Origin of the sequence: Spiractinospora alimapuensis, assembly GCF_018437505.1 — a bacterium.
GTDB classification, from domain to species: domain Bacteria; phylum Actinomycetota; class Actinomycetes; order Streptosporangiales; family Streptosporangiaceae; genus Spiractinospora; species Spiractinospora alimapuensis.
This window is the reverse complement of the sequence record NZ_CP072467.1, coordinates 4,731,474-4,745,293: the sequence shown is the minus strand read 5'-3', so window position 1 is coordinate 4,745,293 and position 13,820 is coordinate 4,731,474. Positions and strand designations below refer to the sequence as shown.

General features: G+C 67.6%; 14 protein-coding genes. 8 read left to right on the top strand and 6 right to left on the bottom strand.

The annotated features are described in order from the left end of the window. Window positions 1-82: 82 nt before the first annotated feature. Both J4H86_RS22275 and J4H86_RS22270 read left to right on the top strand, forming a co-directional pair. Window positions 83-1,318 (top strand): DNA sulfur modification protein DndB, encoded by a 1,236-nt coding sequence (locus J4H86_RS22275; protein WP_236540030.1) that lies wholly within the window; start codon window positions 83-85, stop codon window positions 1,316-1,318. 109 nt (window positions 1,319-1,427) lie between these two features. Continuing rightward, on the top strand, window positions 1,428-2,975 hold the full coding sequence (locus tag J4H86_RS22270; protein WP_236540028.1) for an MFS transporter: 1,548 nt from the start codon (window positions 1,428-1,430) through the stop codon (window positions 2,973-2,975). A gap of 25 nt (window positions 2,976-3,000) precedes the next feature. Here the strand turns inward: J4H86_RS22270 and J4H86_RS22265 are convergent, their stop codons facing one another. After that, window positions 3,001-3,831, bottom strand: coding sequence for an SDR family oxidoreductase (locus J4H86_RS22265; RefSeq protein WP_236540027.1), 831 nt, complete (start codon window positions 3,829-3,831; stop codon window positions 3,001-3,003). Between the two features lie 46 nt (window positions 3,832-3,877). Further along, a complete protein-coding gene (locus J4H86_RS22260; protein ID WP_236540025.1) occupies window positions 3,878-4,099 on the bottom strand; it encodes a hypothetical protein in 222 nt (73 codons plus the stop codon). 127 nt (window positions 4,100-4,226) lie between these two features. On the opposite strand from J4H86_RS22260, the gene J4H86_RS22255 reads away from it, so the two are divergent. Next, window positions 4,227-4,982 (top strand): hypothetical protein, encoded by a 756-nt coding sequence (locus J4H86_RS22255; protein ID WP_236540023.1) that lies wholly within the window; start codon window positions 4,227-4,229, stop codon window positions 4,980-4,982. A gap of 45 nt (window positions 4,983-5,027) precedes the next feature. On the opposite strand, the gene J4H86_RS22250 is transcribed toward J4H86_RS22255, so the two are convergent. Beyond that, window positions 5,028-6,311: a hypothetical protein gene (locus J4H86_RS22250; RefSeq protein WP_236540022.1), complete on the bottom strand. Its 1,284-nt coding sequence runs from the start codon at window positions 6,309-6,311 to the stop codon at window positions 5,028-5,030. A gap of 205 nt (window positions 6,312-6,516) precedes the next feature. On the opposite strand from J4H86_RS22250, the gene J4H86_RS22245 reads away from it, so the two are divergent. Together J4H86_RS22245 and J4H86_RS22240 are read left to right on the top strand one after the other, a co-directional pair. Further along, window positions 6,517-7,926: a DNA recombination protein RmuC gene (locus J4H86_RS22245; protein ID WP_236540020.1), complete on the top strand. Its 1,410-nt coding sequence runs from the start codon at window positions 6,517-6,519 to the stop codon at window positions 7,924-7,926. A 13-nt stretch (window positions 7,927-7,939) separates the two neighbouring features. Then, window positions 7,940-8,479 (top strand): DUF6542 domain-containing protein, encoded by a 540-nt coding sequence (locus tag J4H86_RS22240; protein WP_236540018.1) that lies wholly within the window; start codon window positions 7,940-7,942, stop codon window positions 8,477-8,479. A 28-nt stretch (window positions 8,480-8,507) separates the two neighbouring features. On the opposite strand, the gene J4H86_RS22235 is transcribed toward J4H86_RS22240, so the two are convergent. Next, window positions 8,508-9,464 (bottom strand): 4-hydroxy-3-methylbut-2-enyl diphosphate reductase, encoded by a 957-nt coding sequence (locus tag J4H86_RS22235; RefSeq protein WP_236540016.1) that lies wholly within the window; start codon window positions 9,462-9,464, stop codon window positions 8,508-8,510. A gap of 241 nt (window positions 9,465-9,705) precedes the next feature. Here J4H86_RS22235 and J4H86_RS22230 point away from each other — a divergent pair, with 241 nt between their 5' ends. The 3 genes from J4H86_RS22230 (at window position 9,706) to J4H86_RS22220 (ending at window position 12,148) form a co-directional block, all read left to right on the top strand. After that, the gene (locus tag J4H86_RS22230; RefSeq protein ID WP_236540014.1) at window positions 9,706-10,350 is read left to right on the top strand and encodes a hypothetical protein; all 645 of its coding nucleotides are present in this window, start codon (window positions 9,706-9,708) and stop codon (window positions 10,348-10,350) included. 284 nt (window positions 10,351-10,634) lie between these two features. Then, entirely contained in the window at window positions 10,635-11,873 is a 1,239-nt protein-coding gene (gene xseA / locus J4H86_RS22225; RefSeq protein ID WP_236540013.1) for an exodeoxyribonuclease VII large subunit, read from the top strand. Continuing rightward, window positions 11,870-12,148: an exodeoxyribonuclease VII small subunit gene (locus J4H86_RS22220; protein ID WP_236540012.1), complete on the top strand. Its 279-nt coding sequence runs from the start codon at window positions 11,870-11,872 to the stop codon at window positions 12,146-12,148. Before xseA ends, J4H86_RS22220 begins: the two co-directional genes overlap by 4 nt. A 67-nt stretch (window positions 12,149-12,215) precedes the next feature. Here J4H86_RS22220 and J4H86_RS22215 read toward each other — a convergent pair whose 3' ends face one another. Together J4H86_RS22215 and J4H86_RS22210 are read right to left on the bottom strand one after the other, a co-directional pair. Continuing rightward, window positions 12,216-12,959 carry an alpha/beta fold hydrolase gene (locus J4H86_RS22215; RefSeq protein WP_236540010.1) on the bottom strand — a complete coding sequence of 248 codons (744 nt, stop codon included), beginning with the start codon at window positions 12,957-12,959 and terminating at the stop codon, window positions 12,216-12,218. After that, complete coding sequence (locus tag J4H86_RS22210) at window positions 12,956-13,657, bottom strand: TetR/AcrR family transcriptional regulator (RefSeq protein ID WP_236540008.1); 702 nt, start codon at window positions 13,655-13,657, stop codon at window positions 12,956-12,958. Before J4H86_RS22210 ends, J4H86_RS22215 begins: the two co-directional genes overlap by 4 nt. Window positions 13,658-13,820 lie beyond the last annotated feature (163 nt).

Below are 13,820 nucleotides of genomic sequence, written 5' to 3'. Positions count from 1 at the left end.
TACTTCGTCAATTCTAGAACCATTCCTTGGAGACAAGCAGCCAAATGGTATGGTCTGCCCAATATCCCCCAGCCAAGGAACAGTGTTGATCGAGATCCAGAGCGACAAGATCACCGGCCCCCGCCGCGAGAGCACCTTCATCGCTCAACGTTCCACTCAGGGCGGCCGTACCGTGTACACCATCCGGATCCCACTCACCAGTATCGATGTAATCCTTCCGCTACCGGATCCCGATAAGCCCGACCCAGACAATCGCAAGGTTGACGGCCGCCATGCCAAAGCGTTCGGCGACTACATCAGACAAGAGGAGAACTGGGTCGCCCCAACGCTCCTCGCCCGGGACAACGGCGGATGCGAATTCGAGGAGATCGCGGGAACGGAAGGGCGGATCGGCTACCTCACCATCCCGTGGGCCGTGGGGGGACTCTCACCCCTGTACAACGTCGACGGACAGCACCGCATTCTTGGTGTCCACATGACGATCAAGTCTATCGGCGAAGAGATAAAGAAAATCGAACGGGAAATCGCACGGGCGGTCAAGCCAGAGCGGGTCGAGACCCTACGGGCCACCCGTGGGAAACTCGCGACGCAGCTTCAGCGGTTGGAGAACGAATCGGTGGGCGTGGACATCTACCTCGAGCCGGACAATGTCCAAGCCCGCCAAATGTTCGTCGACGTGGCGGATAACGCGAAGGGGATTTCGAGCGCGTTGCGCGCCCGCTTCGACAGCAGCAAGGTGGCCAATCGCATTCTCGATCGGGTGGTCAGTCATGCCCTGCTCAAGGGGAAGGTTGACCTGGAGCAGGATCGGATGACGGCCAAGAACCCGAACCTCATGGGAGCGAAACACGTCGCGGACCTCACCCGTGGTGTCGCGGTGGGTGTCGCCGGCAGGATGGGGAAGCAACGCGAGCGTGAGCTGGCGGACGAGGTTCTGGTCGAACTGGTCCACGGGTTCTTCGATTGCCTCGCCGAAGGTTTCACCGACTTGTCCGCTGTCGCCGAGGGAACGCTGAAGCCGATCGAGCTTCGGTCACAGTCCCTCCTTGGATCGGTGGGAATGCTCCGCGTCCTTGCCGGGGTTTACCACGAGCTACGGGAGAACCACAACGCGGACGACGAAGAGATCATCTCATTCTTCGCCCGACTCAACCCCCACATGAACGCCCCTGTCTCTGACGCCAGCTTTTGGCGCCGGGGACAGACGAACTCCGACTTCGAAGTGAACGCCTCAGCTCCCATCATGCGCACGCAGAACCTGGTGCACCTGGTGAAGGTCATCACTAGCTGGTACCGAACACCACCTCCTGGCCTGTAACCAGACGGCACCCTCCGACGAGCGCACGCGCGCACCATGGTGCTCTGGCGGTGCGTGCGCGTGGCCCGCGGTGCGCGGCCGGTGCGTGCGGGTTCCTTGACTGAGCCGTATGCACACGGAATCCACCACACAGGAAGCTCCGTCGCCGGCGGGGTGGCGGGAGTGGGTGGGGCTGGCGGTGTTGATGCTGCCGGTTCTGCTGATCTCGATGGACGTGACGGTCCTCAACTTCGCTCTGCCGTGGCTCAGCGCGGATCTGGTGCCCAGCGGTACGCAACTGCTGTGGATCATGGATATCTACACGTTCCTGCTCGCCGGTCTGCTGATCACGATGGGGACACTCGGGGATCGGATCGGGCGCAGGCGATTGTTGCTGTTGGGCGCGGTCGCGTTCGGTGGGGCCTCGGTGATGGCGGCGTTCGCGCAGTCGGCGGAGATGCTCATCGCCGCGCGGGCTGTGCTCGGTATCGGTGGCGCGACGCTCATGCCGAGTACATTGGCGCTGATCCGGGACATGTTCCGCGTCGCCGCGCAGCGTCGGCTGGCGATCGCGCTGTGGACCGCGGGGTTCACCGCGGGGACGGCGCTGGGTCCGCTGGTCGGGGGCGCGCTGCTGGAGTTCTTCTGGTGGGGGTCGGTGTTCCTCATCAACGTGCCGGTGATGGTGCTGTTGTTGGTCGCGGGCCCTCTGTTCCTCCCGGAGTCCCGGAAGGACAGTCCCGGCCGGTTCGACCTGTTCAGCGCCGCGCTGTCCCTCACGGCGGTCCTGGCCGCGGTCTACGGCCTCAAGCGGCTCGTCGACGACGGGGTGGAGACGGTGCCGCTCGTCGCCCTGGTCGGGGGGCTGGTCCTCGGGGTGTGGTTCGTACTGCGACAGCGGCGCCTGCCCGACCCCCTCATCGACGTTCGACTGTTCGCGGTGCCGGCTTTGAGTGTCTCACTGCTGACCCTTGTGTTGGGCATGTTCTCGTTGTTGGGCTTCATGTTCTTCGTGGCTCAGTACCTGCAGCTCGTGGTGGAGATGCGGCCTTTCGTCGCTGGCCTGTGGACGCTTCCGGTGGCGATCGGGGCGACCGTGGGGGCGGTCCTGTGCTCGACTCTCGTCGCGGTCGTGCGCCCGGCGTATGTCGTGGCCTGTGCCCTGGTCGTGGGCGCGTCGAGCATGCTGGTTCTTCGAAGCGTCACCCCCGACTTCTCCGCCGCCACGATGCTGGTCGGTATGGCCGGGGTCGGGCTGTTCGTCGGCGGTATCGCGGCGCTGTGCACGGATCTGGTGGTCGCAGCGGCGCCGCCGGAGCGCGCGGGCGCCGCGTCGTCGCTGTCGGAGGCGGCGGGCGAGCTGGGCGGGGCGCTGGGGGTCGCGGTCCTGGGCAGCGTCGGGATGGCTGTGTACCGGTCCTCGGTCGAGGACAACACTCCCGATGACGCCCCTGACGAGGTGACGGAGGTCGTCAAGGAGACACTGCCGGGGACCGTCGCGATCGCCGAGGAGTTGCCCGCCCACGCCGCAGAGGCGTTGCGCGGTGTCGCGTTCCACGCGTTCACCGACGGAATCCAGTGGGCTGTGACCGTGAGCGCCGTGACGCTTGCGGTGACAGCCGTGATGGTCTTGGTGGCGTTGCGACGTGTCCCCCCGGGCGGATCCGAGGGGCACTGAGCGGGCGCCGGGAGCGTGGGTGTGGTCAGGTGCCGCGGGGGCGCCACCGCGCGAATCCGCCCTCGGTGTTGATCACCTGGCCGGTGACCCAGTCGGCCTCGTCCGTGGCGAGCCAGGCGATGAGGCGGGCTGGGTCGTCAGGCTCGCCGATCCGGCCGAAGGGAAACATGGGCTGGGAGACTCGCCGCATCTCCTCGGTGAAGTACCCGGTGTCCACCGGGCCGGGGTTGACGGTGTTGAGGCGGATCCGCGCGTCGGCGAGCTGGTCGGCGAGGGTGACGGTGATTCCGGCCAGCGCCGCCTTGGCCGCGCCGTAGGCCACCTCGCCGGGAAGCGGTCCGAGCCCCTGGCCCGAGGTCATGAAGGTGACCGCCCCGCCGGGTCGTCCGTCGTGCTGGTTCGCGAACTCCTGGGTGAGCAGGATGCAGGACCGGGCGTCGGCGGCCCAGTGTCCGTCGAGCTGCGCCGCCGTGAGCTCTCCGAGCTGGCCGTCGTCGCCGCTGCGGGCGTGGTTGCAGACGAGAACGTCCACGTGTCCGAACCCGCGCACGGCCTCCCCGAGCACGGCACGGGGAGCGTCCGGGTCGGCCAGGTCGGCGTGGACGTCGGCCAGGCGCGCCCCGTCAACGAGTTCGGCGCGGAGGGCGTCGAGCACCTCAGGGACGTTGTCGGCGCCGTAGGCCTGGTCGTGGTCGTGCGGCGCGTAGTGGTGCAGGAAGAGGCTCGCCCCGTAGGCCGCCATCCGGCGGGCGATCGCGAACCCGATCCCCCCGCGCCGGCTGACCCCGGTGATCAGGGCGACTCGGCCACGAAGCGGAAGAGGATCGCGACGGACGTCGTGGTGTTGATCGGTCATCGCCGCACGATCACACACCCTCACCCGACGAGCAATGGGTTTTCCCCTACCGGCCCCGGTTTCGGGGGTGGCTTCGGGCCTGGCGTTCGTTGCCCCGCTTGTAGTTGCCGGTCCAGCGAGCCATCACCAGTTGGGGGTTACTGTCGACCTCCGAGAGGAACTCCGCCGCCCGGGCACCCCGCAGCGTGGTCGCGGCACGGCCGCGGTGTGTGATCACGACGCTGCCGTCGGAGCGCTCCGTGTAGCTGAATCCCGCGGGTGCTGGCATGGCCGGATTATAACCAGGACGCGGGAGAATTGTTCGGCATTATTGTGCCTTATTGTGACAGTCGACGAAGAGCGATGTTTTTCGGCGCGCTTGACACCGAGAATTCCGTGGAATTGGCTACCGCACCATGAAGTTTCATCCCCCTTTGATGATCACCGTGGCGGCGCTCCTCACCGTTCTCGGGTGCGCCGAGGGCACGGCGCCAGACGGTTCACCACCGAACACCGAATCCGGCCGACCCGACGCCCAGGACTCCCCGGAGGCCACCGGGAACGATGACGAGGACGCCGACGGCGCGGCCGTCGACCTCTCCGACCACCCGGACGCACAGCGGGTGGAGTTCCAGGAACTCACCCTCTGGCTGCCCGCGGAGTGGGAGGTGCACGTGGATGAGTATGAGATGCAGCGCCAGGTGAATTTCCCTGAGCATGAAGCTGTCCACGGGGAAATCGCGGTAATCGCGACAGATCCCGCGACCCGGTGCAACTGGGAGATGGCCGCGTCCCGCTCTCCACTGAAGTGCGAACATGTCCTGTTGCTCAGCACGGAGGTGAGGCGGGCTGCCCATGCACAGACAGATCTCACCCCGGATCTCCCTCTGGCCTGGGGCCAGCAGCCGCCGTTCTGTGAGGACTCCATCGTTCCGCTGTCGGAGACCAACGACAATCCGACCGAGCCCGAACTCATGGACGAAGTCACGATCGACGGCACCTCGGTCGTCTACGCGGAGTTCCTGGTGCCCTGCGCTGAGCAGGGGGCGTCCAACTCGTCCTACTACACCCAACGTCTCTGGCACTTCCCCCGGACCACGGTGGTGGACGAGTTCGAGCACCAGGAGCTGGCCGGACTGCTCGAGGTGGCACAGGTCGTGGCAGGCTCCTGAACGCGCTCCGGCCGCGGTGGGGTCACCGCGGCCGGAGGCGGTGGGTCAGTTCCAACTGAGGGGAACGTAGTCGGCGGTTTCGTCCTCGGCGGAGTCGACGGGGCCGATCTCGGTTGGATCTTCCGAACCGTCGGTGGGGACTCGGTACCAGCTCGCGTCTCCCGCGTCTGTCTGGGACAGGAACGCCACCTCGTCACCGTCCGGAGCGAGCACCGGGGAGCCGTTGGTCCGCGGCCCGTCCGGCACCAGCGTGTAGGCGATGGGGATCGGGGTCCCGGCGATGGAGAGCTCGTCCTCCTCGATCGCCGCGAGATCCGATTCCCCCACCTCGATGACGGAGAGTTCGTTGTCCGACAGGACCATCTCGGTCTCGGACACGAAAAGCGCGGGCTCCCCGTCGGCTTCCGGGTTTCCGACGAGGAGCGCGGCATCAGTGTCGAGGGCCAGCGCGTCATCCACTGGTCCGTCTTCGGTCGCGTCATTGACGACGCTGATGACCGAGGGTGCGTCGACACTCCAGTAGGCGTTGTCACGGACTCCCGCCGCCACGGACCCGTCCGGGGACAGGATGACGTTGGCCAGTTCCTCGAGCGGGCTTTCTCGCACCGAGAGGAGCCCGCTGGCCTGATCCACCCACAGGCTCCTGCAGTCCTCGCACGCGAACGCTTCCGTCGCCTCGCCGGTATCGAGCGCGAACTCGTGGAAGATGCCGGCCTGGTGGTCCTCGGGGTCGGGCTCCAGGTAGAGGATCCTGTCATCGGCGGGGTCGTAGCGCGGAGTGGTGAACTCCGCGGGAGTCTCGAAGTCGCTCACCTCCTGGTCCTCGGTGAGTGCGGAGAGGTTGCCCTCGGCGTCGAGGACTCCGACGGTCTCCACCTCCGTGCCGCCGACGTCCTCGGTCGCGGTCACGAGGAGCAGCTCAGCATCGGGAAGTAGGACCTGCTGGGTGTTGTTCATGCCCTGCAGTTCCGCTTCCACCGGGCATACGGGGAGGCTCACCGATGGGTTCTCCATCGGGCGCCCTCCAGCGAAGTCGGGGACTTCCTCCCCGGTCAGACCTTGCCCTTCGAAGGAACGACTCACGAGCTCGTTCCCGTCCTCGTCGGAGAACAGGGTGGCCACGAGCGCGTTGTCCGCACAGTCCACGGCCAGGATGCCGGGGTCCCCCAACGTGGGCTCGGGGTCTTTCTCGTCGGCGACTTCGGTCTCGTCGGGCGGCTCCTGGTCAGCGTCCACTTCGCCGTCGGAACCACACGCTGTGGCAAACAGAGCGACGGACGTCGCCACGGTGAGCAGACCGAGGCGGGATCGGGGGCGAGCTGCGCTCATCTGTTCAGCCTTCGAGTCGTTGATCGTTTCGATGCGCGAAGGATCCTAGGCCCTACGGTGTGTGACCGCATCGGGCGGGGCACCGAAGCGGGCTTCCAGTCGATCCATCGCCGGTGACCGCCCCTTGACCGTGATCCCACACACCCCGCGCACGGTTCAGCGTGGGTTCCCGGGGCGCGTCGGCGTTGCCTGAGAGCATGGTGGGATGGATGGTCTGAGCCTTGTGGTGACGTTGCTGATCGGTCTGCTGCTGGGGGCGCTGATCGGATGGCTGCTGGCGCGGGGCCAGCGGAGTCCGGACGGGGACGCCGAGGCGCGGGCCATCGCGGCTGAGGAGCGGGCGAACCTCTTGGACACCCAGCTCGCGGAACGGTTCCGGGAGCTGTCGGCACAGGCGTTGGACGCGACCAACCACCGGTTCCTGGAGCTCGCAGAGGGGCGGCTGAAGGCGGTGAACGCCGACGCGACGGGCGAGCTGGAACAGCGCCGGCAGGCGATCGAACATCTCGTGACGCCGCTGCGCGACACGTTGACGCGGATGGAGACGCAGCTCCGCGAGGCCGACGCGGGGCGCAGAGCGGCGCACGCCGAGCTGACCAAGCACGTCGACCTGCTGCGCGAGGGCTCCGAGGCACTGCGCGGCCAGACCCAGGCGCTGGTGACGGCGCTGCGGCGGCCCGAGGCGCGGGGACGCTGGGGGGAGCTCCAGTTGCGGCGCGTGGCCGAGCTCGCGGGGATGGCCGCCTACTGTGACTTCGAGGAACAGGTCAGCGTCGACTCGAACCAGGGAACGCAGCGTCCCGACATGGTGATCCGCCTCGCGGGGGGCAAGAGCATCGTGGTCGACTCCAAGGTCTCGCTGGCGGCGTACCTGGAGGCGGCGGAGTCCGACGATCCGGACCTGCGCACGGCCCGGCTCTCCGACCACGCGCGGCACCTGCGCAAGCACGTGGACTCACTGGCGAGCAAGTCCTACTGGGCGTCGTTCAGCGCGACGCCGGAGTTCGTGGTGCTGTTCATCCCGGGGGAGGCGTTCCTCGCTCCGGCGTTGGAGCACGACGCCGGCCTGTTGGAGTACGCGATGGGGCGCCGGGTCCACATCGCGACGCCGACCACGTTGATCTCGCTGCTGCGCACGGCGCAGTACGCGTGGCAGCAGCGGGCACTCAGCGAGAACGCCCGGGAGGTCTTCGAGCTCGGCAAGCAGATCCACGAGCGGCTCACCACGCTGGGGAGCCGAGTGGATGGACTCGGCAAGGCGCTGACCAGGGCTGTCGACGCCTACAACCAGACGGTGGGGTCGTTGGAGAGCCGGGTCCTGGTGTCGGCGCGCCGGTTCAAGGACCTCGGACTCACCGAGTCCGATCTCGCGACGCCGTCGCCCGTGGAGAGTCACGCCCGCCCCCTGGCCGCGCCGGAGCTTACCGAGTCGGAGTCGTTGGAAGTCACCGAACCGGATCCCGAACCCGAGCCTGTTTCCGTTGGCCATTCTTCGGACATAAGCCGCCAAATGCGGACAGAGCTTTTCGGGGCGGCATTCACGGGGGATAACACCGATCACGGGTTCAATGACGCGACGCGCGATCAGGACACTGAAATTAGGTACAGAGAGTGACAGTATAACTTCTGTGAGCTACGTAACTGAGCGGAGGGCGGCGCCCGTGCGGGGCGAACAGCAACGCGCCGCTCCCCCGCGTATCCGGCGCGGGAGCGAGCAGCCGCCACATGTCCGGCGCGCGGCCAAGCCGTCGACGCCCACCTACCAGCCCCTGCGTCTGACCGCGCGGGGCGCCATCACCGGGATCGTCGCGGTCAGCCTGGTGTCGACCCTGATCTCGGTGTGGAGCGGGGCCCCGATCGTCAGTGGCCTGGGGTTCTTCGTGGCGAGCGTGTTCGCCGCCTTCTTCACTCGGGTCAAGGACCTGCTCCCGATGTGTGTCTGCCCTCCGGTCGCCTATCTCGGTGGCGCTCTGGTCGCCCTCGCCCTGACGTCGGCGGGCGGCGACGAGGGCGCGCGCAGCGCCCTGCTGTCGCTGATGATGCTGCTCGCGGGGGCGGCTCCGTGGCTGTTCTTCGGCACGTCGGCCGTGCTGGTGATCGCGGTCTTCCGCGGTCTTCCGCGGCAGATCGGTCGCTTCCGGGCGGACCTGCGCAAGGACCGCTCCTGAGGGCACGGCCCAGCGGCCGACGTCGGAGCTAGCTCGCGCGGGCGTCCTTACGTAGCTCCTTGGGCAAGGAGAACGTCAACGACTCGCGGGTCGTCTCCACTTCCTCCACGTCGGCGTAGCCGTGTTCGGCCAGGCGCTCCAGCAGCCGGTCGACCAGGATCTCCGGCACCGAGGCGCCACTGGTGACCCCCACCGTGGCCACTCCCCGCAGCCACGCCTCGTCCATGAGCGACGCGTCGTCGATCAGGTACGACGCCGTCGCCCCCGCGTCCAGCGCGACCTCGACCAGTCGCTGCGAGTTGGACGAGTTGTCCGAACCCACCACCAGCACCAGGTCACACTGCGGGGCGATCGCCTTCACCGCCTCCTGGCGGTTGGACGTGGCGTAGCAGATGTCGTCGCTCGGCGGGTCGAGCAGGTTGGGGTACTTCTGGCGCAGCGCGTCCACCGTCTGCATGGTCTCGTCGACCGAGAGCGTGGTCTGCGACAGCCAGGAGACGTTGTCCGGGTCGCGCACCTCGAGGTTTGCGACGTCCTCCGGGCGTTCCACGAGCTGGATGTGGTCGGGGGCCTCGCCGCTGGTGCCCTCCACCTCCTCGTGCCCGGCGTGACCGATGAGCACGATGTCGCGGTCCTGGGCGGCGAAGCGCTGTGCTTCCTTGTGCACCTTGGTGACCAGGGGGCAGGTGGCGTCGATGGTCTGCAGGTTGCGGCGCTCCGCCTGCTCGTGGACCGCCGGCGAAACGCCGTGGGCGGAGAAGACCACGACCGCGCCCTCGGGGACCTCGTCGGTCTCCTCGACGAAGATGGCGCCGCGTTCCTCCAGGGTGCGCACCACGTATGTGTTGTGCACGATCTGCTTGCGGACGTAAACGGGTGCGCCGTACCGTTCCAGGGCCTTCTCCACGGCGATAACCGCCCGGTCCACACCGGCGCAGTAACCGCGGGGTTTGGCGAGCAGGACACGCTGCGAGGATTGAGTCATACCATCCATACTAGGATCCGGTAACACCTCGGCTACCAGGACGCCCACGGCCGTCGTGCGCGGCGGGGTTTGACACACCGCTTCACGGGCGCATCTCCCAACTGGGACGCATGAGGATAATCAAGCACTGGCCGGGTGAGGAGAAGCGGCAAACTACTCTATTGTGGCTTAATCTCCGGGTATTACCGATACTTGATTCACACCCGACCGGGCGCGAGCACCGAGCGAGACCGTCCATGGGGTGACATTTCCCCCAGCCCGCGACTACAAGGAAGCCCCCGAACCCATGACCAACGAAACGATCACTGGCAGGATCGTCGACCTCGTCAAGGGAATCTTCGGCCAGAGAGCACCCGAGGATCAGAAGGCCGAGCAGAAGGACGCCGACACCACGTCGAGCTCCGACGCCAAGCCCGAGACCTCGACCGAAGACGCCCCGGTCGACACCGACTCCCCCGCCGACGCCACGTCCGAGACCACCGACGGCGCTGACACCACGGCGGAGAGCGGTGAGTCCGCCAACGAGTCCGAGGAGCGGGACGACACCGCCGAGGCCACGGATACCACCGAAGAGGCCCCTCTCGTCGCGGACGAGGACAAGGAGTCCATCGCCGAGGAGCTGAAGGCGGGGGACACCAAGACCGTCGCCGCCAGCCGCGACTCGCTGGACCGCGCGGTCGCCGCCTCCAATGAGTCGGAGCTGCCGGTGCCGAACTACAGCACCGTCACCCTGCCGTCGATGCGGGCACGGCTGCGCAAGCTCACTCTGGACGACGTCCGCACCATGCGCAGCTACGAGGCCGCCAACGAGGACCGGGCCGACTTCCTGAAGATGTATGACAACCGGATCGCCAAGCTGGAGAACGAGAGCGAAGGCGACAGCTAGCCCAGTCGCGGTGCGTCTGGCGACGTCCGACGGAACAACCGCGGCGTCGCCGGGGCTCACGTTCACTCGGGCAGCGGACCACGCTCGGCCGCGTCATCGGCGTGGGGGATCTCCTCCACGCCGTTTCGGCTTTCCCGGGACAGGTCACGGCGGTGACGCGGGGGTGGCCCGGGGACCGGTTCCGCCGCTGCCGACGCGGGACCGAACACACGTCGCACTCGGTGAGCTCCGACAGCGGCTTGGTCGCGCCCGCTGTGTCGGCGTCCTGCCGTAGGGTCGTCTGCATGGGCATGGAGAGCTCCCCGGAGGAACCACAGTCGGTCCGCGCCGTGATGCAGGCGGTCGGCGGGTGGATCGGACGATTGGGACGCATCTGGGTGGAGGGGCAGATCGCCGAGCTGAACCAGCGCGGCGGGACCGTCTTCATCACCCTGCGCGACACGGTCGCCAACGTGTCCGCTCGGGTCGTGTGTCCGGTGCGGGTCCTTCGGGCGACCACGCCCACCCCCGAGGCCGGCACCCGTGTGGTCATCCACGCCAAGCCCGACTTCTACGTCGCGCGCGGCACCTTCTCCCTGGCGGCGCTGGAGATCCGGCACGTGGGCCTCGGCGAACTGTTGGCGCGGCTGGAGCAGCTTCGCAAGACCCTCGCCGCGGAGGGCGTCTTCTCCACCGAGCGCAAGCGCGCCCTGCCGTTCCTGCCGACCTCCGTCGGCCTGATCTGCGGCCGGGACTCCGCGGCCGAGCGGGACGTCCTGGAGAACGGCCGCCGTCGGTGGCCGGCCGTCCGCTTCGAGGTGCGGGAGGTAGCGGTCCAGGGTGACCGCGCGGTGGGCGAGGTGACGAACGCGTTGAAGGAACTGGACGCGCTCCCGGACGTCGACGTCATCGTCATCGCCCGAGGCGGCGGCCCCCTGGAGGACCTCCTCCCGTTCTCCGACGAGGCGCTCGTGCGGGCGGTCGCGGCGGCGGGTACCCCGGTCATCAGCGCGATCGGCCACGAACAGGACAGTCCCCTGCTCGACCTCGTGGCCGACCTGCGGGCCTCCACGCCCACCGACGCGGCGAAGAAGGCGGTCCCCGACGTCGGCGAACAGCTCGTTCAGGTTCGCCAGCTCCGGGACCGGGCCCGACGCGTGGTCCGGGGCGGGCTGGAGCGGGAACTGTCCTGGCTCGCGGGAATGCGGTCCCGCCCGGCGCTGGCCAGCCCGGTCGGTGAGATCGACCGCCTGGCCGACCACATCGAGGGTCTGCGTGACCGGGCCCGCCGCTGTGTCACGGTCGGGTTGGACCGTGGCTCCGACGACCTGACCCACACCCGGGCGCGCCTGCTGGCCCTGTCCCCCCACACCACGTTGGCTCGGGGGTACGCCGTGGTGCAACGCGTCGACGACGGCGTCGTCACCTCCGCCACCCAGGTTTCGGCGGGCGAGCACCTCCGTGTGCGCTTCGCCGACGACAGCCTGACCGTCACCGCCGACACGGGCGACGTAACCAACGACGAGAACGCAGAGAACGCATGAGCGACGCCAGTGACACCACCGAAACCCCGCGCGACGAGGACCTCAGCTACGAACGGGCCCGCGACGAGCTCACGAACGTCGTCCGCCAACTCGAGAGCGGCGGCCTCACCCTCGAGCAGACCATGCAGCTCTGGGAACGCGGGGAACGCCTCGCCACCACCTGCGAGAGCTGGCTCGAGGGCGCCCGCGCCCGCCTCGCCGCCGCCCTCGCCGAGCAGGAACCAGAAGCCGACGGCCCGGACAACGGTAACGGGACCGACGACCGTCCGTTCTGAAGCCCGACGGGAAGGCGATTGGGGCGGCCGCGACCAAAGGGATCGCGACCCACGATGGCGACGCTCGTCAGAGCCCCAACAACAAATCCGCCAGCTCGGCCGGGGCCGTGATCATGGCGTTGTGTCCCGTGGCGAGACGGCGATGTTGCCATCCCGGGTCCCTCGGGGGCCAGAACGCCCGACGGGGCCTGCGTGCCCACTGCACGAGCCGCCCGCCACCGGTGCAATGGACATAGGTGCGAGGAAGACTTTCCAGCAAGCCCGTGGTACGACCGCGATAGGGCTCGGTGAAGGTACGCACCGGCTGCGGCGTGATGTTCGCGCTGATCCACTTGAGGTCGGTCTCATCGGTGACTCCGTAGAAGCCGTGCACGCCCGGCACCTTCCCCATGTTCAGCGGCGGGTGCGGCATCAACCACCCGTCACCGTAACGGTTGGTCGCCCAAGGAACTACCTTGTTCAGGGGTGGTAGCACGTCGGCCACCGACTTTCCCTCCCGGGGAACCACCGCATCGAGGTAGACGAGGTGCCGTATGCGCTCGGGAACCCGATCCGCGACTCCGGTGATCACGAATCCCGCGTAGCTGTGGCCAACGAGGACCACGTCCGACAGGTCTTCCTCTTCCAGGACCTCGACGACGTCGGCGATGTGGGTGCTCACGTTCACGTCGGGAGTGGCGTCGGCCGCGCGCTCCCCGACTCCGGTAAGCGACGGCGTGTGGACCGTCGCCCCAGCCTCCCGCATGAGGGGAACCAAGCGCTCCCAGCACCAGGCCCCGTGCCAACCACCGTGCACCAGAACGAATCTCATCGAGACCTCCCAAGCGAGCTGTCGACCCACCCGGCGACGACGGCGTCGTCGATCAGCCGAAGCGTTCCGGATTCCATGGCGAGAACGCGTTCGATCGCTTCGGTGTACGCCGCGATCCTCGTTCGCATCGCCGGTAACGGATCACCGATGGACTGGTCGAGCAGGAGGCGGCCCAGTGACTCTCGTAGGTTCTGGGCGAGGCCCCACACGATCCCAGCCGTGGTCAATGGATCAGAGACCGAGAACACCCTTTCGTCCACCCCTTCGTGGATGACACGTGCCATCAGTGGCACCAGTTGACCGGAGGAGGTGGCACACAGTTTCTGGCGCACGACGGCGTTGCTGTCCGAGTACCAGACGCTCAGCATCTCCATGAGCAATGGCCGCATCCGCGCCTTGCGTCGGGTCATGGTGAGGAAGCAACGGCGCAGCTTCTCCCCGGCGGGAAGCGTGGGGTCGTCGACGATCTCACGGCACAGGCCAGCCAGCTCCGCGGCGATTCGCTCCACGAGCCCTTCCAGGAGCGCGGGTTTGGAGCCAAAGTAGTGGTAGAAGGCTCCCTTGGAGATCCCCACGCGGGTGATCACGTCCTGTACGGACATGTCCGCGTATCCCTGCGTGGCGACCAGGTCTGCTGCGGCGTCCAGGATCGCGTCCCGTCTGTGCGCGTGGAGGCGATGGTCGACGGTGCGCGGCATGCCCCTCCTTTTAATAGACCGACGGTCGGTCTATTAAAAATAGACGCTGCGCGACCCACAGATCAACCTCGTTCACTGGACCTCAGGAGTGGGTGGGAGGACCTGACCCCGCGATAGCAGGTGAATGTGCACCCTCACCTGGTGAGGGTGGTGATCCCTGATG